Origin of the sequence: Vibrio crassostreae 9ZC13 (assembly GCF_000272045.2) — a bacterium.
Lineage (GTDB): Bacteria > Pseudomonadota > Gammaproteobacteria > Enterobacterales > Vibrionaceae > Vibrio > Vibrio crassostreae_C.
This window is the reverse complement of sequence record NZ_AJYZ02000019.1, coordinates 84,421-108,242: the sequence shown is the minus strand read 5'-3', so window position 1 is coordinate 108,242 and position 23,822 is coordinate 84,421. Positions and strand designations below refer to the sequence as shown.

Below are 23,822 nucleotides of genomic sequence, written 5' to 3'. Positions count from 1 at the left end.
AAAAACAATTATATAAACCTAGGCTAGGTTAAACATGAAATTAACGTCGTCTTTAGGCTCACTGTTGGCTAGCAGTCTGTCTATCGAAATAAAACAGCGAGCGCTGATAGAGCTCGTCATCAGCACTTATCAGCCACATGAGCGCACTGAGCTTTTTCAAAGCGTGACTGAATATCGTAGAAGCCAATTAGAATTACTTTTCCCAGAGCATCAAAACAAAAGCTACTCTGTATTGTTTGAGGTGATGGACTACCGCGATCTGATTCTGCGCTATCCAAATACACTATCTGCAGAGATTGCTCTTCTAGAGCAGGCTGTAGGGCAGTGCTATATGCATTGGCTAGATTTCTGGTGTGAGTGTGAAATTGCTGCGATCAAAGCAAAATCTCCATTAAATCCAAGCTCCATTTCTCATGTCGACCTCCCTATCAATGACAGTGCTTATTACGGTGCGATCATCGAACAGATAGAACATGAGCCACTTTTGGTACAAACACCGAGTCACCCACAAGGAATGCCAATCAGCGATGCCATTGCTTTAAGCAATCTCGAGGTGTTCATCAAGGGCGAGAAATGGTTTGAGATGCTGCCTTTATTACACCTTTCTCAGGCAGGTAAGCATTTTATTCTGCTCAAGCATCCAGTCGATGAAGCCTTTCCAACACTGGTTTCCTCTGCGCTGATTCAAGACTGGTCTAAGAATGACACTTGGCTAAGTTACGCACCGCCGTTCAGCAATGAGCAATGGCAATACTGTTTACCCAATTACGGCTACGATGAACTCGCAGGGTTACAACTTTTCACACCGCCTACACTGTCAAAGTGTTACTCTCTGCCAGAATTTGACCAACAATTCCAGTTACAATTGTCCGACAAAGATGCCCTGTGTGAGGTGTTACGTCTGACAGTCAGTGGCAATACCCAACAAAAGCTCTATTTCCTCTACCTTTCTCAAAAAGAGCTGATGAGTGTGTTACACCAAATAGGCTATAAGATTGGCTTCACTATTATCGAGCAACCTTTCATGCTTCAGTTTTATCAAACCATTGATTCCAATGCATACTTCCATTCTGGATATTGCGAATTAAATGACGATGGCACGACAATTTATCGTGGATTCTGGAATTTTGAGATGATGGTAAAAGCGTTCAATAATGTCGATTTTCGAAGCTACAAACGCGCAGTGCGAGAAAGCAGAAAGTCATTAGAAAAGTCGCGCTCGGCAGGAAAAACTAGCTCGGTGAAAAAGGATGAACATGTTTGATTTCGGCCTAGAGGCGATCATCTATGCAAAAGCAATCACACTGCTTGCAACCGTGGCTGTGGTTGTCATGTGGTTGTTCTATTACTGCTATCGCCTGAAACAGAAGAACGAAGTGATCGCAGGGACACACCATGCCCCTTACATCGCGTATTCGATCTGCATTGTTGCGTGGATCAGCAGTAACGCTTATTTCCATACCGACTTATTACCGGAACTTGGGGCCTCGGCCGCCGTGTTCGCCGCAAAGTTTGCCAACCTCGCCTCGTTCTTTGCGTTTGCCTTTGCCTATTACTTCTCGTGCAAACTCGCCGCTGAACAACGTAATGGTAAGGTTCATGTGTGGCAGCAAGCCATTTTCGTCACCCTGACCGTCTACTCCTTCTTTATCAATTTAAGTCCGGGGTTAACCGTTGAACACGTCACTATTGCAGGCCCAAGCCAGTTCGTGATTGAGTTTGGCCCGCATACGCCGTACTTCTTTATTGGGATTATTAGCTTTGTAGTGCTAACACTACTCAACCTGGTGGCCATGCGCGCCAACAGCAGCAAGCTAACTTTAGCCAAAACCAACTATATGATCGCCGGCATTTTAGTCTTCATGCTGTCTACTGCGACAATCCATCTAGGTATGACCTACTTCTTGCGTGACTTCTCACTCACTTGGCTGCCACCAGCCTTATCGATCAGTGAGATGTTGTTCGTTGGCTATGCTCTACTGACCTCTCGCTTCTATAGCGTGAAATACCTTGCGTACATGAGCTTAAATACGTTGTTGGTGTGTGCAATTTTGGTGATACCTTTTGGCGCGATATTTATCCCACTGACAGACGATAACCAATGGCTCATTGCTATCCCTATCTGCGCGGTTATCGGCATCACTTGGCATTTACTCTACAAACGTGTGAGCGACTACGCCTCCTTCTTTATCTACGGAAACAAGAAAACGCCAGTACAACAGATCCTCGCGCTAGAAGAGGATTTCAAGCTTTCAATTGATGATGCAATGCGTCGTTTGGGTAGCCTACTGCAAATTCCAGAAGATAAGCTACGTCTAGTTAACAGCAACTACAACGAAACCTTCTACGAAGATTATCTGTCTACTAACAAGTCCGTTTTAGTGTTCGATGAGTTGTCTCAGGAGCTTGATTACACCGCACCAGCCAAGCGCTCAATCAAAGCCCTGTATGACAAAATGAGCTCCAACGATACCGCTTTGGTGATGCCTCTATTCGGCCAGGGGAAATCGGTCACGCACTTGTTAGTATCGTCACACAAGAGCAACGATCAGATGTTCTCTAACGAAGAGATCTCTGCCCTGCAAACCTTGTTAACTCGAGTACAAAGCACTATCGAAGCCGATAGACGCATCCGCCAAAGTCGTGCCCTTGCTAACTCAATCGCTCATGAAATGCGTAATCCACTGGCTCAAGTGCAATTACAATTTGAACTACTAAAACAGCACATTGATAATCAAGCACCAGCGAAACAGATCTTACTTGATATTGAGAACGGCCAAGCTGCGATTCAACGTGGTCGACAGCTGATTGATATCATCTTGCGAGAAGTCAGTGACAGCTCACCCGAGCATGGACCAATCACCATGACCTCTATCCACAAGGCCGTGGATCAAGCCGTCAGCCATTATGGCTTTGAGAACGAGAAGATCATTGAGCGAATTCGTTTACCACAACATGCTGATTTTGTGGCAAAGCTCAATGAAACCTTATTCAATTTCGTTATTTTCAACCTGATACGTAATGCAATCTATTACTTTGATTCTTATCCAGAAAGCCAAATTGAGATCAGCACCAACACAGGGCCTTACGAGAACGTTCTGATATTCCGAGATACCGGCCCTGGCATTGACGAAGCCATTGCACATAAGATCTTTGATGACTTCTTCTCTTACCAAAAAAGCGGTGGTAGCGGCCTAGGGCTTGGCTATTGCCAACGTGTGATGCGTTCATTTGGCGGCCGAGTTGAGTGCCACTCTAAACTTGGGGAGTTTACTGAGTTCCACCTGTACTTCCCGGTAGTACCCAATGCACCCAAAGCAGACGCACTTCGTACGCCTTACTTCAATGATTGGAAAAGTAATCAAACCACAACTGAAAACAAACCCAACGCAGAAGTTAAGCCAGATAACCAAGCGGAAACGCAAAGTTCAGAGCCAACAAGTACGCTAACCCCAGAGAACCATTTGGCTCCAACCGTGCTTATCGTCGATGATAAAGAAGTGCAACGCACGCTTGTTCAGATGTACCTGAGTCGACTTGGCGTAAATAGCTTACAAGCTAAAAACGGCGAGAATGCCGTCGAGCTGTTCAAAACACACAAGGTCGATTTGATCTTAATGGACGTACAAATGCCGATAATGAATGGTTTTGACGCAAGCCAAATCATCAAGGCACGCTCTCCTCAAACGCCAATCATTGCTTTGTCTGGCGAATCAGGACAACACGAGTTAGATATGATCAGCAAACTGATGGATGGTCGCCTAGAGAAGCCAACCTCTTTGAAGGCACTGCAACGCGTGCTCGATAACTGGCTAGAGAAAGGCTGTGCCTCGAATGCTTCCAAAGAAACCGAAGATGAAGAGTAGATGCAGGAAAACACGAATCGCAATTTAGCCAGTTGATTACTGTTTGTCTCATTACATTGCTTTAATTATTCATCAAAAAGCCAGCCGAACAAGGCTGGCTCTATCAGAACTAAACGCTCTAATTAATCTAAAAGTGAACGAACATAATCAGCGATTTCTTGGTTTTGGCAATGCTCAAAGAAGCATTGTTGGAAACGCTCGCTGCCAACCGCTGTTTTCACTAGATCTTGGTCGATAGCTCTCAGAGAATCAATAAAGTTATCTTTCACTACCGCCGCTTTCACCTCATTTAACAGTGCTGCGTTACGCTGTTGTGGTTCTGCTCGCTCTAGCGGATACCCGTTACCACGCTCGCCTGTAAACGCTTTTTCAAAGATATAACGAATGTTGAGTTCACCTGCCCAGCCAAAGCCTTTAGCAAAAGCGAGAGCGAGAGCATTGCCGTTGTTGATTTGGTTAAACAAGAAAGCATCTGATGGCTCTAGGCAGTAACCACAAACCACACCCGGGTGCAGGTTCAGTGACATCAAAGCACCTTGGCCAGTGCCACATCCTGTCACAACAAAGTCAACAGCCTTTGAGTTAATCAGAATGCTCGCCATAATACCTAGATGAATATACGTTAAGTGGTGATCGTTCTCGTCTGTCATTCCTAGGTTGAAGACATCGTGACCAAAACCACCAGCAACTGACTCTAGTTCAGCTGATACCATAGCATTTTTGCCTGCTTGACTGTTTTCCATCATTAAAGCGATTTTCATTTATCTTCTCCTGCAAGATTGCTGCAAACTCAAAATTTAGAATAAAAAACTAATTAGCGTGCTAACCAACCACCGTCAACAGCAATGGTATAGCCATTAATGTAATCCGATGCTGATGATGCTAAGAACACACAAGGACCTGCGATATCTTGCGGTTTACCCCAACGTTCAGCCGGAATACGCTCAAGAATCGCTTGATTACGCTCAGCATCTTCACGCAGAGCTTGAGTATTGTTCGTTTCCATATAACCGGGGGCTATCGCATTCACGTTGATATTATCGCGCGCCCATTCGTTCGCCATCGCACGTGTCACGCCCATCACTGCACTTTTTGAAGCCGTATAGGAAGGAACTCGAATGCCACCTTGGAATGAGAGCATCGATGCAATGTTAATGATCTTTCCGCCAGTACCTTGAGCCTTAAATTGCTTTGCAACAGCCTGAGACATAAAGAACACCGTCTTGGTGTTCACGTTCATTACGTCATCCCAATCTTGCTCTGAGAACTCAATAGCATCTTGGCGGCGAATAATTCCTGCATTGTTCACGAGAATGTCGACTTTGCCAAACTCAGCCAAAGTGCGCTCTATAACCCCTGGAATGCACGCTTGCTCGAGAAGATCAGCACTCACGTTTAGGAACGAATGACCTGCTGCACTCATTTTCTCAATAGTCTCTTCAGGCTCTGTTCGGTTAACACCGACAACCTTACAACCGGCTTCCGCTAGGCCTAATGCAATACCTTGCCCAAGCCCCGTGTTACAGCCCGTCACTATCGCTACTTTACCTTCCAGACTGAATGACTCTAAGATCATGCTCGCTTCCTCAATTACATTGGATTCATTGCGTATCGTTATTACCAATAATTAAATCATACAATAAGATGTAAATACGAGGGCGACGTTGTAGAAGTTCGATCTTGCACCAAAATCAGTCGAACAAGTGAAACGGCACCACAAACTAAATGAATAGGGGAAAGTGATTTGAAGACGAGAAACCTATAACCCACTATGAACAATGAGTTCGAAGATCACCCAAACCAGATATTTTAGGGATTTGGCAACAATTCCATGATTTAAAAGAGTAAAAGGGTTATACATAATAATGTGTTATCTAAATTACTGAAATTATCATGACGCTCAAAGAGATCCTTAAAATTCCCAATGTCCGCTACTTCTTGATGTTTAGAAGCAGCTACTTTGCGCGTTTTTACTACCCTATATTCACCCTACTTTATTTAGATTACGGGTTAACCCTGTCTCAATTCGCGATGCTCAATGTAGTTTGGGCGGCCACCATTGTGCTTGCTGAAGTACCGTCGGGTGCATTCGCCGATACCTTAGGCCGCAAGAAACTGGTGGTGCTGTCTTCGATTGTGATGTTTGTTGAGATCGCAATGATCGCCTTAGTGCCAACCGGAAACCCCGACTTGGTGTTCATAGTCTTTCTGATTAACCGGATTCTCAGTGGCTTAGCGATGGCACTGGCCAGCGGCGCCGACGAGGCATTGGCTTACGACACCTTAAAAGAACAAGGTAATGAAGAGTTGTGGCCGCGAGTGCTGCAAATCCAGCTTCGTGTCGCCTCAACGGTCGGTATCTTTGTCACGCTGATTGGTGCGGCGATGTACGACGTGAACTTTATGACGAACATCTTTCATTTCCTTGGACTAGCCGAACCAGAAAGCACTAAAGACCTGATGCGTATTCCTGTGTTCGCCACCCTATTTGTAGCGATGATCGCCATCTATGCCGCGATTAATATGCGCGAAGAGAAAAAGCTGATGCCAAGCGACCAAACCAAATTGGCAACCACCATCTCAAGTCTTAAATTGACGATCGATACGGGTAAATGGGTATTCGCTACACCTTACGTGCTGTTCATCTTGCTCTACTACAGCCTATTCGAACACACCTCACGCATGTTCCTAACCATGAACAGCCAATACTATCTGGCGATTGATATTCCAATTATCTACTTTGGTTTTATTGGTGCGGGTATAAGTTTGCTTAAGATTATATTGGCAGGACAAAGCCGAAGATTAGCAGAGAGTATTGAGCCTAAAACCTTCATTGTGGTCATGGGTTTAGCAAGCATGGCGACTTATTACTGGATCAGTTTAGGTTGGTCGATTTACGGGGTCATTCCGGCGTTGGTGTTAATCTTTATCATCATGACGATGAACATTTTCATCAGCTACCACCTGAATAAAAAGACCGAATCGCACAACCGAGCCACCGTTCTTAGTTTCAAAGGTTTAATGTTTAACCTCGGATACGGGCTGATCGGGATCTTGTACGCTTACTACTATAAGTTGGTGTCTCAGGGCTTCACCGAACAAGAAATAGAACAGAACCTTGCCTTCTTGGCCTCACTGTCTTCGTTTTTCTATTACTTCACCTTACTGTTCGTTTTGATCAGCGCGCTGTTCTACTTCAAGAACAGAAAAGAAGCGATTTTCTAAACAATCGATTGATGTCGAGTGACAAGTAAATGAAGCCGTTAAGGTTTACAGCGCAAGTTTTAAAGACCGAATATTCTTCAAAACCGAGCGATTCACGCAACTGACTATTGCTTATTAAAAGAACAAGTCGCTTCTTATATTGGTTTTATTTGTTAATATAATCAGCAAATTACATAACACATGGACGCGTCATGTCTTTTAGTTGGATAGCCTTTACTCTCCTTGCTGCCTTTAGCCAATCTTGGCGCAATGCCTTTCAAAGTAAATTAAGTGGCACCATGAGCGTGGCTGGCGTGACGTTGGCGCGTTTTATTTGGGCTGGCCCAATCGCCCTTATTTACCTCTACACCCTCTATCAATGGCAGCCAGTCTCCGCACCGGATTTTTCGGGTGAGTTTGTTTTCTATATTGTTGCTGCCGCCATCATGCAGATCCTCGCGACCGGCTTAATGGTGATGCTGTTCAAGCTAGAAAACTATGCGATAGGCGCAGGATTAGCCAAGTGTGAAGCCCCCGTATCTGCTGTGCTATCCGTATTGTTTTTTGGTACTGCTTTGACACTAACAGGTTGGGTCGGCGTACTTATTGGTACTTTAGGCGTGCTAATCATGAGTAGCGCTTCTGGCTGGCGAAGCTTGTCCCCGAAAGTGTTCTTATTAGGTATGGCGTGTAGCACCGCCTTTGCTTTAACGTCTCTTTGGGTACGGGAAGCAAGTTTGAGCATAGGGTTACCCTTCCCTCATAGCGCTGCTTGGGTACTGTTCCTCGTCATTTCCCTTCAGACAGTGATTATCTGTACGTATCTCTTTTTCAGAGAACGCGACACGCTGCGCCTGATATTCAAGAAGTCGAAACTAGTCATCATGACAAGCTTAGCGAGTGTTATCGGTTCTCTGGGTTGGTTTAGCGCGATGTCGCTTCAAGCCGTGCCGTACGTAAAGACACTCGGGCAAGTCGAAGTGATCTTCATGGTGTTGATATCCTATTTCTGGTTAGGGCAAAGCATCGCGCGCAAAGACATTCTTGCGCTCATCTTGCTTTCTATCGCAGCAGTATTGGTTATGTGGCAGTGACGAGCTCGTTAATATGACTAGGACAAATTGAAGTCATATTGCGACCGTTTGTTTTCGCTTGATATAACGCTTTGTCGGCTCGGCTAATAAACCCATTCCAACTCTCATGCGGGTGAAGCTGAGCGACACCGAAACTCGACGTCAGAAACATCTCATTCCCTTGTACGGCTGAGATCTCTGAAATAGATAATCGCAGCTTACAAGCAATAGCCTGTGCTTGTAGGAAATTAACATTGGGCAATAAAATCATTATCTCGTCTCCGCCAAAACGAAACGCACTGGCTGTTGGCGATGTTTTGATTGCACTTTGAACCATTTCAGCAAAAGACTTGATCACGAGATCACCCACAATGTGTCCGTGTTGGTCATTGATCGACTTAAAGTTATCAATATCCATCATAATGGCACTAACAGGTGCAGTCCCCGCCTGCTTCATGACGACTGAAACCATTTCATCTAAAGCTCTGCGGTTTCCAAGTGCCGTTAAAGGGTCGCTGTAAGACAGGTCATGAATAGACCTAAGCAACCTTGCATTAATCAACCAGAGCATTGTGAAGCTCATCGACACGATAAGAACAATACTCATTAAAAAGGCAAGTTGATGAATGAGTGCGGCTGCCATGAAATCCTGAAGCTCAGTTGAAAATAGCGTCACCAGTACTCGGAAAACCATAAACCCACCATATATCAAAAATGATAAGGCCATCATTCGAGTTGCTAGGGTCAAGTCATCACGTTGACCCTTTAACACCACAAAGGCAGTGCAAAGAGTAACAAAGGCCAAATATAAACTAATGAGAATAATTCGAGCTTTGATGGAAGGTTCATAGTACGTGAAGTGAATAAAACCTAGCAAAAGAGCCAACATCATCAGACTGCTGAGGTAGGTGCATTTTAGGGAATATTCTCGAAACAGGCACAAGCTATACAAAGCGAGATGAAAGCCAAGCGCAATGACCATGTTGGCGCCAATAACAGTGATCCAATCAGGGAGTTCCCCTCTTAGGCTCAACATCAACGGCCCACTTCCGATAACAAATATTGAAATCGAAAAAATTGAAAGCCCTTTAATGGACTGTTGGGTAAATTGGAACAGCAACAAGCCAATGCAGTAAATGAAAGAGAACAAAATAATAATAAAATTAAGTGTTCTCATATCCAGCGAAAAACCATCCATGATTTTCTATCTTCCATACGCCAATTAAATCACAATATGGTCAATAATTATCTAAACCATAAATTTATTCACTATATGAATCATTACACTTTGTAAAATAGGGGATGTGTCACATATGGGGAGATCGGTATCGCATGAGTCCATGACATGGATAGGCATGTAACACTCGCCCTCAATATTGCTTCATAACATCACCGAATCTACAGGCTTCTTCACTCGTTACTTGGTTGAATGACAACTGTCTGGCATTATGCGCCCAAGAAATCTCTAGGGGCTGTTGACCTTAGTTATTATACAGCAAAGAATGAACGAAGGTAGTCAGTGGTAGAAAACAGCCAACAATTAAGTGACCGTTACGACGAACATGGTTACTTTGTTATCAGAAATTATTTCAATGAAGCTCAAATTGCATCGCTTAGAAAAGTCGTGCTGAAATTTCATGAATCATGGAAAGCAGACAACGAAGAATTCTATAAAGAAGAAGCATTTAACTCGTCTTTAATTACGGGAAGCGAGTATTTGCCTGCCGACGATAGAAGCGTGCTTTTCGACTTCATCAGCTCGAAACAAGTGATGGATGTGGTTGATGCGGTGATTCCGAACAAGCCGGCATTCATGAATACACAGCTGTTCTTCAACCCAGTAAACCCGCAGCAAAAAGACTTCTGGCATCGTGACTGTCAATACGACTACGACATTGATGACCAGATGAAAGTCATCATGGAAACCCAAGTATTGCATCTGCGAGTGCCCCTTTTTGATGAGCCCGGCATGGAACTTATCCCCGGCACGCACAAACGTTGGGATAACGAAGAAGAGTACAATGTTCGCCAAGAAGAAAACGGCAAAGTGAGCAGCGATGACATCTCTGGTGGTAAGCAGATACCGTTAGCCGCAGGTGACTTATTGGTGTTTTCAGCGGATATGATCCACCGAGGCCGATATGGCTTGGATCGTTTGGCTTTGGATATTTTGATCTTCGATTCGGCGGCAGACTATGTCGACTACGTTGATGACGACTGTTTACCGACGCCAGCTATGTTAAGCAATATTAGCGACCCAAGGTTGTTTATGAACACGCTACACTTAAAATCAATGCAGTACTCATAATCCATAAAGGTGCCCAAACTATGACTGACACTAAGCAAAATACCCGAATTAGCCAGTTCCGTTTCGGTCAGCCAAAAGAATCTCTCAAGTTAGAACATGTCGCTTTAGGGGTACTAGACAAAGATAAAGTTCGCGTACAAATTGAAGCGACTAACATCAACCCTAGTGATCTGTTGTCGATTTATGGTGTGGGCCAATACAAACATAGCCATCAGCCGCCGAGAGTACCGGGATTTGAAGCGGTAGGAAGGATTGTAGAATCCAGCAGTGCTGAGTTTATAGTGAATCAACGAGTGCTTGTGGCAACCAGTGGAACATGGCAGAACTATGTCGATGTATCACCAGATGATCTGTTCCAAATTCCTCAACATTTAGACAATGGCTACGCCTGTCAGTTGTACATTAATGCGCTAACCGCATGGGTGCTAACGACAGAAATAGCCAAGCTGACCCAAGAGGATGTGTTGATCATCAACGCGGGCAGTTCAGCCATCGGTAAGATCTTCTCCCAGTTATCAGCATCACTCGGCTTCAACATCATTGTCGTTACATCACAGCAGACACAATACCCTGCCACTTCCTGTTGGGTGATAGATGCGAACGCTGATCTAGTTTCTCAAATTAAGGCATTAGGCTTGCCTATGCCAACCGTTGCCTTTGATGCGATTGGCGGCTCACCCGGAACCGATCTTGTTCACACCCTTGGCAACAACGGGCGCTTTATCAACTATGGGACGCTGTCGTTGGATTTTTACGAGCCACGCTTCTTTGAGTACGCGAAAAACCAACACATCGATTTCAGCACCTTCTTCTTGCGTTATTGGGAGGAAGCAGAAGGTAAAGATGTTCGCCGTGATAAGTTCACGACCATGCTAGATCACTTCATCACAAACGACATTCAGCTCGACGTTGACCGCTATCTACCATTCGATGAAGTGCAAACCGCGATTGATCTCATTGAATCGAAAACCACACGCCTAGAGGGCAAGATCATCTTACTGCCACAGTAAGTGAGAGTTGGACGATATATACCTTGTTTATTTCAACAGGCAAGACGTTCAACAGCTTACAAGCGTGCTTGTTAATACACCATCGCTTAGGAAGTTTGATTAAAGAAATCGAAGATTGAAAAGATAGCGAAGAGTTGTGGTGCATTTCTCCATAACTTAAGTGGTTACGAGATGGTCATGAATCACATTTATTTGAAACATCAATTAGTTATATCATTAGAAATATGACACTGATCACCCATAAGATAACCTCGATTCTATATGGTAGCGTCATACTTAAAACCACGATGTGAACATACTTATGAAAAGACACATACTATCAAGCGCCATCCTACTCTCTCTAGCCTTTCCCACCTTTGCAGCTGATGGCGATATACACGATGTCACGATACTGGGTACTTCAGATATCCACGGTCATTTTATGGCGTGGGATTACGCGGCAGATAAACTCAACACTCGTGGTAGCTTGAGCCAAATCGCGACCAAAGTTGGTGAGATCCGCAAAGAGCAATCTAACATTATCCTTGTCGACGCTGGCGATACCATCCAAGGCAACTTCGTAGAAACCTTCAAAGACGAGCCCGTTGATCCAATGATGCTTGGCTTTAATCACATGAAATACGATGTGTGGGTTTTAGGTAACCACGAATTCGACTTTGGCCTCAAAACCCTCAACAGGGCCGTTACCCAATTTAAAGGGCAGTCTCTCGGTGGCAACATCAAGAACAAAAACGGAAACCCATTCCTGCCTGGTTACACCATCCTAGAACGCGGTGGCATTAAGATCGGCGTGATCGGAATGGATACCCCAATGACGGAGGTCTTTGCGCAAGGTACCAACCGTTTAGAAGGCGTCACTTTCACTAATCCAACCTTGGAAGTGAAGAAAATCGTCAAAGAGATTGATGATAAAGTGGATGCCATCATATTGGTTGCCCATATGGGAATTGAGAACGAGAATGACATTGCCGACACCGGTGTCACCGACATTGCCAATGCAAACCCAGAGCTTGATGCCATCGTCGCTGGCCACATGCACACTCGCATCGATAAAGCCGTTGTAAATGGCGTTATTATTACTGAACCCGACAGATATGGCCGCGCCCTATCTCGTATAGATCTTCAATTTGAAGAGCGCGATGGCACATTCACTCTCGTCAACAAAGACAGCTTCACCTATAAAATTAAAGGTATCGACTCTGATGAGAATATGGACGAGTTATACCAGCCTTACCACAAACAACTCCGAGAAATGGCGAACAGACCTGTCGCTCAACTTACCGGCGTTGATTTAGTCCCAGAAAACGAAATCCGCGGTATCCCTCAAGTCCATGTTCAAGACACAGGCATCAGTGCGCTATTCCAAGAAGCGAGCTTCTTCTATGCACCTAAAGCCAATGTCATCGCACTTCAAATAGACAACGACAATGCCGAGCTCGATGTTGGCCCAATCAAAGCCAAAGACATCGCGTACAACTACCAATACGCAGGTGGCGAAATCACTGTCTACCAGATGACAGGCAAAGAGCTGAGAACCTACATGGAATGGTCTGCGGGCTACTTCAACTCAGTACAACCTGGCGATGTAACCTACAGCTTTAACCCTGAACGCAGAGCATCAAAATACTCGACCAATGACTTCTTCGCGGGCGTGGCTTATACCATCGACCTTACTCAGCCTGCAGGTACACGCATTACCAACCTCGCGTTTGCAGATGGCACTCCGGTTACTGATCAAACAGAGATCCGTATTGGTATGAATAGCTATCGAATGGGTCATCTAACCAAGAAAGGCGGCGTGCTAGAAGGTGAATCATTCCCTGTACTCTTTGATACGGAAGCAGAGTATGGAGAAGAAGCAGGCACGATTCGTAACATGACTATCAAGTATCTTAAAGAAGAAAAGAACGGCCAGTATGAGGGTAAGCCTCAACAACGATGGGCACTTTCTGGTTTAGAGAGTCGTTACAATGAACAGCGTGAGATCGTAAAATCATTGATTAATGATAAAACCATATCAATCCCAACCAGTGACGATGGCCGCTACACAAACATCGCTTCTATCAACGTAAAAGAACTGATGTTCAAATCTGACGAAGCCAAACAAGCAGCCATAACCACACGCGAAAAGAAACTGGCGCAGGCGACTGAGCAAGAGAGTAAGCAAATCAAACGCGAAATCACTCTGATTGAAGCGCTCAATTAACCCCTGACCTCAAACCAATAACGACTTAACGACGCATAGAGCGTGGTTAGGTCGTTGATTACGGAAAGTTGAGTACGATCCATATTAAGTGACGTTGAAAAATAGAAGTAAAAGCAGACTCTTTGACACACTCATTACTATTGTAAGCAAGTACTTTGCAACTTGAAGGCTACACCGCCTCCCCCCCCCTTTTAGTAAAACCTAATAAATCAGATAGTTATCCACAGGTAGCCCCATTTCTTTATCTTGCCTTCCATCACATGCATGTTGATAATACGAAGAATCTCTCACATAAGGCGAGAGCTTCTTTATAGTTAATAATATGAATAACCCTGAATTGGTTTTCGCTATCGCTGCTTTGTTAGGTGCCTTAGCAAAATTAATCCTCGCAATAAAGTCCAAGTAACTAGATTTTCTTGGGCCTTACTAACCCTGATTGGCTTCAACCAATCGGGGGCGTTTTCTTTTAAAACGAATTGGAATTGGGACAATTTTTAACATAGATATTTATTATCTATAAACAGCCCCAAAAGCCTCCTAGGTGACTCTAAGCTCCCACTTACACCTGTATTCCATCTCACACTGATCTATTTCCCTCTTTTCACAGTACAAGTTATTAATAATTCGATATAAATCGCTCTATTGTTTGAAATTGTTGTCTACAGTTTTGTAGAGCTTGTCGCTTCGATAATTACCACAAGTAACGACACCTTTTGATGGTAAGTTTTGGTTATAAGGAAAGGAAATGGAAAGCCCAATTGTCACACTTACACATGCCAGCAAAAGCTTTGTTGATGGCAACGATACCCATCACGTGTTGGACAATGTCGACTTCGCTTTGGCGACAGGGGCAAGCGTGGCTTTGACTGGGGCGAGTGGTAGTGGAAAGAGTACTCTGCTTAACATCATTGCGGGGTTTGAGCCTCTATCCGGTGGCGAGTTGTGGCTTGATGGCGAGAACACATCAAATTGGAAAGATCCACAGTGGAGCCGATTCCGTCATCAAAAACTAGGCGTTATCTTTCAGCAGTTCAACTTGTTAACCCCACTCAACGTAAAACAAAACATCGCCTTCCCTCTTCATTTAAATCAACAGAAGTGGAGCGACTGGTGCGATTATTTAGTTGACGCATTGGGTATCAGCGAGCTACTCGAAAGACATGTATCCGCACTCTCTGGCGGTCAGCAACAACGAGTCGCAATAGCGCGCGCGCTAGCCCATAAACCCAAACTATTGCTTGCCGACGAACCCACTGGCAACCTCGACCAAAAAGCAGGGTTAGAGGTTATGAAGCTGCTGAGTGAAATCACTACACAAGGCAACACTGCCGTGCTTTTGGTTACGCACAGCCCAGAATGCGCCAGCTTTATGCAGACAAAATTGGTGCTAGATGATGGTTGTTTAAGGAACATAGATCTAACCCCAAGAGCAGCAGCGTTGTGAGTAATCCAATGAAGCAAACTGGCTTTGCTCAGAACCAGCTCACCCATACCAAACTGACTCTGAATCTATTCGCGGCGCACTATCGTCAATCACCATTGCAAGCCGCAGCGATTCTGATCGGCATTGTGTTAGCGGTCACCTTGTTTGTCGCAGTGCAAGCCATCAACCTCAATGCCAAGCGCAGTTATGCAGAATCGACCGAGCAACTTAGCACTCAAGCGCAGAACCTTATCATTCCACCAGCAGGGCAAAACTATTTGCCGGAATCGCTCTACTTCAGCTTAAGACAAAGTGGATTAAGCGCAGCGCTACCTGTTATAGAAGGGCGAGTAAGAGACGAGCAAGGTCGACGTTGGTCAGTTCAAGGCAGTGAGTTGATCGCCGCCCTCACTTCAAGATCTCGTCACGCTCGCGTCGACGAACAAAGCAACACTCAAACCAAAGAACCAAACATTTCCCTGTTCGACAATGCCTTACCTTTGCCGCAACTCTTAGCGGGTGAACCCATTGTGATGATGAGCCAGTCGCAACACCAGAACTTGGGAGGAGTAGACACACTTACTTTGGATGAAGTGCTCACTCAAGTGGTAGTGCTACCAGATGAATGGCAGCTAGGTAGCCGAATGTTGATGGATATTGGGTTCGCTCAGCAACTGCTTAACAAGCAAGGGCAACTGAGCTACATCGCTATTTTTGACACTAAGAGCGACACTAACAGCAATGCTCAGGATAAATGGCAAAGCCTTATTGGCGAGCAAGGGCAATGGATATCCAACAACCAAAGCACGGATCTCGGTTCAATTACCGATAGCTTTCACCTTAACCTCACCGCCATGAGTTTGTTGGCGTTTTTGGTTGGCCTATTCATCGCTTACAACGGTGTGAAATATAGTCTGCTGAAACGTAATCGGCTGTTGGTGCAAATTCAACAAGCCGGCATTGCGCCAAGCATCGTATTTTCAGCTCTGTTAGTCGAGCTGACTCTTTTAGTCACACTAGGCGCGTCGCTTGGTTTCATTTTCGGCATTCAACTCAGCCATTGGCTACACCCAACCGTCGCGATAACACTTGAGCAACTTTATGGTGCAACACTGCTTCCCGGTACATGGCAGTGGCAATGGTTAGTGCGGGCACTGCTACTCACGCTGGCCGCAACGCTTGTCGCTTGTTGGCAACACTTTAAACAGCGAGTGCGACAACCCCTCTCTTCCCATGGCGGTTTCTATCAAGCGCCGGAAACGTCTAACGAAAATCAGCTGTTTGTTATCGGGTCAGTATTAACTATTCTCGCGTTAGCAGGTTTATGGATGAGCGAACATCATCGCTTCACCATGGCATGGCTCGGTGTGTTAGTGGTATCGATTCCTTTGTACCTGCCCAAAACGCTAAGCGTGCTAGCGAACTGGAGCGAAAAACGCACCCAATCGGGGTTAATACAATATCTGTTTGCTGAGCTACGTGAACTTATTTCCCCTCTCTCCCTTGCCATGATGGCGTTGCTTCTCGCTGTCACCGCCAATATCGGAATGAATACCTTAGTCGGCAGCTTTGAATCCACGTTAAAGCAATGGCTTGAACAGCGCTTACATGCCGATATTTACGTTAGCCCTGCCCAAGGTGAAATCGCGAATGTGGAACGTGCGTTAGAGCAGTTTGAAAATGTTGAAACCGTTTATAAGCAATATTATGTCGATGATAACTTGCAGGGCTTACCTACTTTGCTCGGCACCAAAGACAAAGACACACTTGAGCAAACCATGGTATTTCAATCCCACCTTGATGATTTCTGGACGCGCTTTTACCAAGGTGAATTCGTGGCGATCAGCGAACCTACGGCAGTGAAGCTCGGCTTGCCGCTTGGAAGCCGACTCAAGCTCGACGCGATCCAAGACAAAGCGCTCATCGTCGGGGCGATTTTCCACGATTACGGCTCACCGAATGGCGAAGTGTTACTTGCACCTAATTTGTGGATCGAAAGCGGATTTACTGACTTACCCACCAGCTTGGGAATCAAAGTCTCTGGCGACCCACAAGTGGTGTACGAACAGTTACGCCAACAACTCAATCTGCACCCAGGTCAGCTTTACAATCAAGCACAGATCAAATCGATCGCGTTGGATATATTCTCACAAACTTTTGCCATCACGCGGGCGCTTAATGGCGTCACATTAATGGTGGCGGTGATTGGGTTGTTCTGCGCCTGTTTCATGTTGCTCGATGCACGTAAAGCCGCCATTGCAAGGCTGTATGCACTCGGTGTTAGTCAGAAAAAATTGATGGCAATGGTGGTCGGGCAAATCGTTGTTCTGGTCGCCTTCACTCTGGTTATCGCTTTACCACTCGGCGCTATGGTCGGTTATGTGTTGACGGACATCGTTACCCTACGCGCCTTTGGTTGGAGCTTAAATTACGTATGGAATTGGAGTGATGCACTCAGCATCGCAACCATCACCATTTTAGTGGCAGTGATTGCGACCTTGATTCCACTGTGGCGTTTGGTCAGCAAACCCGTGGTATCCAGTTTACAGAGTGAGGTGTTGTGATGAATCGAACAATGAGAGTTTTCGTTCTCACACTTGGCATCTTGCTCCTTTTAGGGTGCGATGAATCCACTCAACCATCAGCTCAAAATATGGGCTCAATACTCGGCACTGGAAAACAAACCGACGATGAAACACAAAAAGAGACTGATCAATTCACACCGGTAGTAAAAGGTATCGACATCACTTTCCCTGCCGACCATCAAGCACACCCTGATTTTCGTCATGAATGGTGGTATTTAACCGCAAACTTAATTGATGAAGAAGGCAATGCGTTAGGCCTGCAGTGGACACAGTTCCGCTTCGCCTCTGCCCCACAAGAAAACGACAATCAAGCCAAGCAGCCTAAGAAAACCACGTGGCAAAGCAAGCAAATCTACATGGCGCACAGTGCTGTCACCACTAAAGACAAACACTATGCCGATGAAAAATGGTCACGTGACCAAGCAGAACTGGCAGGCGTCGATGCTTCCCCATTACGTGTCTACCTTGATGATTGGCAATGGAACTCTTCAAGCGATGATCTATTCCCCGCAACCTTGAACGCTAATTCTGAACAGTTTGGCTACTCGCTTAAGTTAACCAGCAACGCGCCTTATCAAAAACAAGGCGAACAAGGCTACAGCACTAAAAGTAGCGATGGCAAAGTGGCTTCCTACTACTACAGCCAACCATTCATTAATGTATCGGGCGAGGTAACTATTGATGGAGTAACCCATCTGGTTTCTGGCAAAGGTTGGATAGACAGAGAATGGAGCTCTCAGTTTTTACTCGACTCGCAACAAGGTTGGGATTGGTTTGCGCTAAGGCTGAGTGATGAAACCAGCTTGGTGGTATTTCAACTTCGAAACTCAACAACAGGCAAAGCCAATTATTCCCATGCAAGGTTGATGAATCAAGATGGCTCCGGCATCACGATTAAGCAGCAAGACATCAGCTTAACAGCCATCATGCAAACGGAAATCGATGGACGTGACTACCCAACAGAGTGGCAAGTTTCGATTCCAATTCAACAAATCGAACTGACCGTCTCGGCACTCAACCCAGAAGCAAAAATGCCACTGTCTGTACCCTATTGGGAAGGGCCAATCGTGATTAAAGGTTCTCATTCCGGAGCTGGCTATATGGAATTGACTGGGTATTAAGTCCTGTATTAATAAAGGTGAAATCTGACAACAAATACATCCGTTCTGTTAGGAACAACAACGAACTACAACAAACGGTTCTTATACTGCTCTGGCGTTTGGTTCGCGTAACGTTTGAACATGGTGATAAATGGGCTTGCTTGGTTATAACCCAATGTAAGAGCGACCTCTTTAACCGATTGGCCGTTTCTCAACAAGTCCATTGAGTATAGGTAGCGCACTCGCAGTCGCCACTCGGTAAAGCTCATTCCAAGCTCGGTCTGGCAGTGGCGAGAAAGGGTTCTTTCCGTGGTGTGGACACGTTCAGCCCAATCTTTCAGCGTCACTTCATCGGTTGGGTTCTCTTCAACAGAAGCCAATATAGGCGCTAGATACTTATTATCGGTTGAAGGCAAGAAGTGGTGTTCAACCTCACGCTGCGCAAGTTGGTCAAGCAGTACCTGAACGAGCCTTTGATCTTGTTCTTTTTCCGCAACATTGATTCCACGCTCGCGAAAGTCATCGATAATAGAAGACACAATCGGCGTGATCTTTATAAGGCTGGTTTTATCTGGCAGGTGTTGCGTTAGCTCTGGGGCGATATTTAGCGAACAGTAGTCCAAAGGCTTACGGTTATAACTGCAATGCATCACCCCGGCCGGTACCCAAATCGCTAGATGTGGTGGCGCCAGAAATCGGGTGCTTTCCGCTTCCATCTCTAATATACCGCCACTGATCAATTGAACCTGTCCCCATGAGTGGCTATGAACTCGGGTTTCAGTGTTCGAAAGAAACGCTTCAAAATTCATAAATACGTTGGATGGTGCCTTATCAATTGATAAGGATGGATGAAGGTTTCTGGACTGTTTTTTCAAACTTGTCTTCCTATCGCGCCTGATGTCTTTCTAAAGATACTTGTAAGTATAACGACCTGTCAAACTAGCCGCATCAACTCATTCGCCATGGAATTCACATGCATTATCTCTTACCATTTTTTACAGTCTGTATCTGGGGCGCCAATGCAATCGTCAACAAGCTTGCTGCAAGCACCATAGAACCTAGCGCGATGAGTTTTTACCGCTGGTTTTTTGCGATGTTAATTCTCACGCCTTTCTGCATTCGCCCAGTGATGAAACAGTGGGCTGTCATTAAGCCAAACTTATCTAAATTAGCATTCCTCGGCTTTTTGGGCATGGTGTTGAACCAATCTCTAGGTTACTACGCAGGCTTAACCACAACCGCTTCCAACATGGCCTTGATCACGTCTTTAGTCCCATTGATCAGCGTGTTTCTAAGCGTTCCTTTGTTGCACAAGTCGATTTCTAGTTTGAGTATTGTTGGCGGTGTGTTGTCACTGTCAGGCTTAGCTCTGATGTTAGGTAAAGGCGACCCTTTGTTCTTCATGCATCAAGAATTGACTCAAGGTGATGGTTATATGCTAATTGCAGCCTTTGTTTATGCGTCTTACTGTGTGCTCTTGAAACGCTGGAAAATGCCCATCAGTAGCTGGGTGGTGATTTACATTCAGGGTCTGTTTGCTGTCGCGATGCTTACGCCACTTTGGCTTACCAGCGAACAACTTTTACCACCGCAACAAGCGCTCCCATTGATAGCTTACGCAGCGGTTGCCGCTTCGATTTTAGCGCCTTGGATGTGGGTGAAAGCGATTGACACCATTGGTGCTGACTCAAGCGCGATGTTCATGAACTTGCTTCCGGTTGTAGCGATCGTATTAGCCGCGACATGGCTTGGCGAAGAGATTAACCAGTTCCACATCATTGGTGGTGTGATGGTGATTTCAGGTGTCATCCTTGCTCAAATCAGAAGAAAACCAAGGCTTGAGGCTCCTCTCCCTCAACAAAGCTAAACGCATTACCCAACGCTCACATTAGGGTAAAAATTCAAACTCACGTTTCACACAGCAAATGAGAGTGGCTACTGTAATCCATACTATGATGAGCCCTTACAGCAAGCGAGTAAAACGGAAGGTTAGTCTAAACGCTTTACTTTATATCAGCACGATGAGTCGTTACTCAACTATTCTTCAGCAGTTATACCTTTATATAATTAAAATCACACACGATTAGTGCGAAATACACTAAAAGGCTTCCCAAACAATAATCCGAAAGGAAATATCTACGCGAAGGATCTATACTTTTTAAAACAGTAAAAGTGAGCTGATAAGAAAACAATAATCACTACCACTTTAGTGGTATCTGAGATACAGCCACTTTAACTAAACCAAATCAACAGCGGTTGGTTGGCTAACACAAAAAAGTACCGACATGAGTACCACACGGCTTAGAAACACCTAGCATTACGCTAGGTGTTTTTTTTGCAATCGACCTATCTAGTGACTTAATCAGTATTTCTATTCTCTTGCTTGATATCACTTCATCCATGTTTGCCATTCGCCTGATACGCCTTTAAGCACCAATATTCATCAACTGATCATCTGTTTGAAAAAAATAGTCTTAACCATGAGATTATCCGCTTTAACTTATGTCATCTTAAGTATATTGTTACTAGCAAGTAACAAGCATGTTACGCAGCAAAATAATAATGAAGGAAGATAGATGAGCAGTAGCAATAGCCGACAAAATGGTAAACGAGACGTTACTCTGCGTTTTTTAGCTGAACCCGGGGATGTGAACTTTGGTGGTAAAGTTCATGGTGGTGCAGCAATGAAGTGGATCGATTTAGCAGCCTACGCTTGTTCCGCAGGTTGGAGCGGTAAATACTGTATAACAGCCTATGCAGGCGGAATTCGATTCGTTGCCCCAATTCATGTAGGCAACCTTGTGGAAGTAAGTGCAAAGGTCATTTACACAGGTTCATCTTCAATGCATATCGCTATCGACGTGCAAGCAAGCGACCCTAAAGAGCTCAATAACCGCCTAACAACTCACTGTATCGTTATTATGGTCGCTGTCGATGAGAATGGTAATCCGACTAAAGTGCCAGAGTGGATACCAGAGACGCCAGAAGACATCGAATTACGAGATTCGGCTATTCGCCTAATGAACATGCGAAAACAGATTGGTGAAGAGATGGAAGCTCACGTGAAGTACCTTAAGTAAGGTCCACCAGCTGCCCTCCCCCTACAAAACCTTATTACAATGCCAAGCGCCTGCTTGGCATTGATCTATTTGATACCTTCGTGCTCTACACAGCCAAATCCGCTGCACACCCAATACAGACGATAAGAGCGTGATACCCAGCCAAAGGTTGAAATGAATCGGCACTTGTTCACTGATTTATTTTGACTGTAATAAAGTCGTCATTTTGCTCTGATTAAATACCGCCAATCATAATAGATGCATTTGAATTTCTTGGAGCCACTCTTGAGCGTCATACGCCCCACTCTTAGCGAGTCTACACTGAACAATTTAAAGGCTGTTGAGTACCAATGGGTTAGAACTTTGTACGTCGAAGGCTACGACAGCAATGAAATCAACCACTATATCCAAACGTGTTTCGGTGGAGATCCGACATTTGCCGATCTATTTCGTCGCGTGGCACTCGATCAAGAAAGTATCTATGTGTTGTTGCAACACTTAGGTTGTGCTCCTTCTAGTAAAGAGTTCTAACTTCTAAGTCCAACCAAAAACCAGAAGCATAAATAAACCTACCTCCATAATTCTCATGAATGTCACTTGAATATTTTGTAACTACCTCTCGCTTACCCATACATTTTCAGTGCAATTTCAGGTTTTGTTGCATACAAATCATTGAAGTATCACGCATTGGAATATTCACAACATATCAATAGTACAACAGCCACTTATACTGAGTGTCTGATTTGTGAGACTAGTTCATTTCTACAAGTAACCAAAATGAAGTGGTCGGTATTTAGGAGAGAAGTAACTCGAAACTTTGGGTTTTAAAGTAGATATGAGCGCGATAGTTAACGAGTAACGCTGACACAAAAAACAAAAAGTAGCAGGCATAAAAAAACCCAAGTAAATACCTGGGTTAGAGTTACAAAAACCACTAATCATTAATAGCGTAAGGAACCTGATTAGTAGCCAGCTATGCGTAACCTGAGGGTTATTTTTATTACTGATCGGCGGCCAAACCAAATGATGTAATAAAAATGCCAATATAGAGCGACCTAACGGTCGCTCTTTTTCTTTCTTATAGAGTACAGCTTATCCTTTTACACCACCTGCCGTCAAACCACCAACTAACCAACGTTGAGCAAGTAAGAACACGATAGTAATCGGAAGTGCTGATAGTACAGCCGCTGCCGCAAAGTCACCCCATAGGTAGTTCTGAGGGTATAGGTACTGCTGCATACCTACTGCTAGCGTGTAAGAGTTCACATCTGTAAGTAGGATAGACGCTACTGGCACCTCACCCACTGTCGCGATGAAAGATAGGATAAACACAACCGCTAGGATTGGCACAGACAGCGGTAGTAGAACCAGTCTGAATGCTTGCCAAGGCGTTGCACCATCAAGGGCTGCTGCCTCTTCCAGAGAGTTATCAATCGTCTCAAAGTAACCCTTAATCGTCCATACGTGCAGTGCAATACCACCTAGGTAAGAGAAGATTAGACCACCGTGTGTGTTCAAGCCTAAGAACGGAATGTATTGACCAAGTTTGTCAAACAGCGCGTAGATTGCTACTAGAGCCAATACTGCTGGGAACATTTGGAAAATCATCATCGCTTTCAGGATTGTGTTCTTACCTTTAAAGCGCATACGAGCAAACGCGTAAGCCGATGTCGTAGACAGTGTCACAATCAGAATCGATGTGATACCTGCAACCTTCACTGAGTTCCATAACCAAGTTAGCACAGGGAACGGAGGTGACGTTACCGAGCCATCTGCGTTCGTTACTGACATACCCAATGCTAACTTCCAGTGTTCCAATGATGGGTTATCTGGAATCAAACTACCGGTTGCGAAGTTACCTTCACGGAACGAGATCGCGATGATCATCAGTAGTGGGAAGATAATCATTGCCAAGAAGCACCACAACACTGCATGCGTTGCCCACACTCGGTATTTAAGGCCTTTACCTTGTACCATAGCCATTGTCG

Annotated in this window: 18 protein-coding genes and 1 pseudogene; 14 read left to right on the top strand and 5 right to left on the bottom strand. The window is 44.9% G+C overall.

Annotated elements, in window-relative coordinates; genetic code table 11:
• The first annotated feature begins 34 nt into the window (after positions 1-34).
• Both A136_RS01980 and luxN read left to right on the top strand, forming a co-directional pair.
• On the top strand, positions 35-1,264 hold the full coding sequence (locus A136_RS01980) for an acyl-homoserine-lactone synthase (RefSeq protein ID WP_017064276.1): 1,230 nt from the start codon (positions 35-37) through the stop codon (positions 1,262-1,264).
• A complete protein-coding gene (gene luxN / locus A136_RS01975; protein WP_017064275.1) occupies positions 1,257-3,866 on the top strand; it encodes a quorum-sensing autoinducer 1 sensor kinase/phosphatase LuxN in 2,610 nt (869 codons plus the stop codon). Before A136_RS01980 ends, luxN begins: the two co-directional genes overlap by 8 nt.
• 122 nt (positions 3,867-3,988) lie before the next feature.
• Here luxN and A136_RS01970 read toward each other — a convergent pair whose 3' ends face one another.
• Positions 3,989-4,627: an RpiB/LacA/LacB family sugar-phosphate isomerase gene (locus A136_RS01970; RefSeq protein WP_017064274.1), complete on the bottom strand. Its 639-nt coding sequence runs from the start codon at positions 4,625-4,627 to the stop codon at positions 3,989-3,991.
• A gap of 53 nt (positions 4,628-4,680) precedes the next feature.
• Complete coding sequence (gene kduD, locus A136_RS01965; protein ID WP_017064273.1) at positions 4,681-5,442, bottom strand: 2-dehydro-3-deoxy-D-gluconate 5-dehydrogenase KduD; 762 nt, start codon at positions 5,440-5,442, stop codon at positions 4,681-4,683.
• Between the two features lie 317 nt (positions 5,443-5,759).
• Between kduD and A136_RS01960 the strand changes: the two genes are divergently transcribed.
• Positions 5,760-7,091: an MFS transporter gene (locus A136_RS01960; protein ID WP_017064272.1), complete on the top strand. Its 1,332-nt coding sequence runs from the start codon at positions 5,760-5,762 to the stop codon at positions 7,089-7,091.
• A 191-nt stretch (positions 7,092-7,282) separates the two neighbouring features.
• Complete coding sequence (locus A136_RS01955) at positions 7,283-8,164, top strand: DMT family transporter (RefSeq protein WP_017064271.1); 882 nt, start codon at positions 7,283-7,285, stop codon at positions 8,162-8,164.
• Here A136_RS01955 and A136_RS01950 read toward each other — a convergent pair.
• Entirely contained in the window at positions 8,151-9,341 is a 1,191-nt protein-coding gene (locus A136_RS01950) for a GGDEF domain-containing protein (protein WP_017064270.1), read from the bottom strand. The two genes, A136_RS01955 and A136_RS01950, sit on opposite strands and share 14 nt — an antisense overlap.
• A 321-nt stretch (positions 9,342-9,662) precedes the next feature.
• Here A136_RS01950 and A136_RS01945 point away from each other — a divergent pair, with 321 nt between their 5' ends.
• The 6 genes from A136_RS01945 to A136_RS01920 all read left to right on the top strand — a co-directional run bounded on the left by A136_RS01945 (position 9,663) and on the right by A136_RS01920 (position 18,796).
• Entirely contained in the window at positions 9,663-10,451 is a 789-nt protein-coding gene (locus tag A136_RS01945) for a phytanoyl-CoA dioxygenase family protein (RefSeq protein ID WP_017059991.1), read from the top strand.
• A 20-nt stretch (positions 10,452-10,471) separates the two neighbouring features.
• Complete coding sequence (locus A136_RS01940) at positions 10,472-11,461, top strand: zinc-dependent alcohol dehydrogenase family protein (protein WP_017059992.1); 990 nt, start codon at positions 10,472-10,474, stop codon at positions 11,459-11,461.
• A 301-nt stretch (positions 11,462-11,762) separates the two neighbouring features.
• Positions 11,763-13,667 (top strand): bifunctional metallophosphatase/5'-nucleotidase, encoded by a 1,905-nt coding sequence (locus A136_RS01935; RefSeq protein ID WP_029235202.1) that lies wholly within the window; start codon positions 11,763-11,765, stop codon positions 13,665-13,667.
• Positions 13,668-14,412: 745 nt separating this feature from the next.
• Positions 14,413-15,111, top strand: coding sequence for an ABC transporter ATP-binding protein (locus A136_RS01930; RefSeq protein ID WP_017064268.1), 699 nt, complete (start codon positions 14,413-14,415; stop codon positions 15,109-15,111).
• An 8-nt stretch (positions 15,112-15,119) separates the two neighbouring features.
• Positions 15,120-17,654 (top strand): ABC transporter permease, encoded by a 2,535-nt coding sequence (locus A136_RS01925; RefSeq protein WP_029235201.1) that lies wholly within the window; start codon positions 15,120-15,122, stop codon positions 17,652-17,654.
• 11 nt (positions 17,655-17,665) lie between these two features.
• Positions 17,666-18,796 carry a lipocalin-like domain-containing protein gene (locus tag A136_RS01920; RefSeq protein WP_431305965.1) on the top strand — a complete coding sequence of 377 codons (1,131 nt, stop codon included), beginning with the start codon at positions 17,666-17,668 and terminating at the stop codon, positions 18,794-18,796.
• Between the two features lie 65 nt (positions 18,797-18,861).
• On the opposite strand, the gene A136_RS01915 is transcribed toward A136_RS01920, so the two are convergent.
• The gene (locus tag A136_RS01915) at positions 18,862-19,650 is read right to left on the bottom strand and encodes an AraC family transcriptional regulator (protein ID WP_032546831.1); all 789 of its coding nucleotides are present in this window, start codon (positions 19,648-19,650) and stop codon (positions 18,862-18,864) included.
• Positions 19,651-19,748: 98 nt separating this feature from the next.
• Here A136_RS01915 and A136_RS01910 point away from each other — a divergent pair, with 98 nt between their 5' ends.
• The 4 genes and pseudogenes from A136_RS01910 to A136_RS01900 all read left to right on the top strand — a co-directional run bounded on the left by A136_RS01910 (position 19,749) and on the right by A136_RS01900 (position 22,365).
• Positions 19,749-20,642 carry a DMT family transporter gene (locus A136_RS01910; protein WP_017064264.1) on the top strand — a complete coding sequence of 298 codons (894 nt, stop codon included), beginning with the start codon at positions 19,749-19,751 and terminating at the stop codon, positions 20,640-20,642.
• 48 nt (positions 20,643-20,690) lie between these two features.
• Positions 20,691-20,945: pseudogene (locus tag A136_RS23150) on the top strand (peptide ABC transporter substrate-binding protein); the annotation flags it as partial.
• A gap of 406 nt (positions 20,946-21,351) precedes the next feature.
• On the top strand, positions 21,352-21,855 hold the full coding sequence (locus A136_RS01905; RefSeq protein WP_017064263.1) for an acyl-CoA thioesterase: 504 nt from the start codon (positions 21,352-21,354) through the stop codon (positions 21,853-21,855).
• 237 nt (positions 21,856-22,092) lie between these two features.
• Positions 22,093-22,365 (top strand): hypothetical protein, encoded by a 273-nt coding sequence (locus tag A136_RS01900; RefSeq protein WP_019822928.1) that lies wholly within the window; start codon positions 22,093-22,095, stop codon positions 22,363-22,365.
• Positions 22,366-22,926: 561 nt separating this feature from the next.
• Here A136_RS01900 and malG read toward each other — a convergent pair.
• A complete protein-coding gene (gene malG / locus A136_RS01895; protein WP_017060050.1) occupies positions 22,927-23,817 on the bottom strand; it encodes a maltose ABC transporter permease MalG in 891 nt (296 codons plus the stop codon).
• Positions 23,818-23,822: the final 5 nt, after the last annotated feature.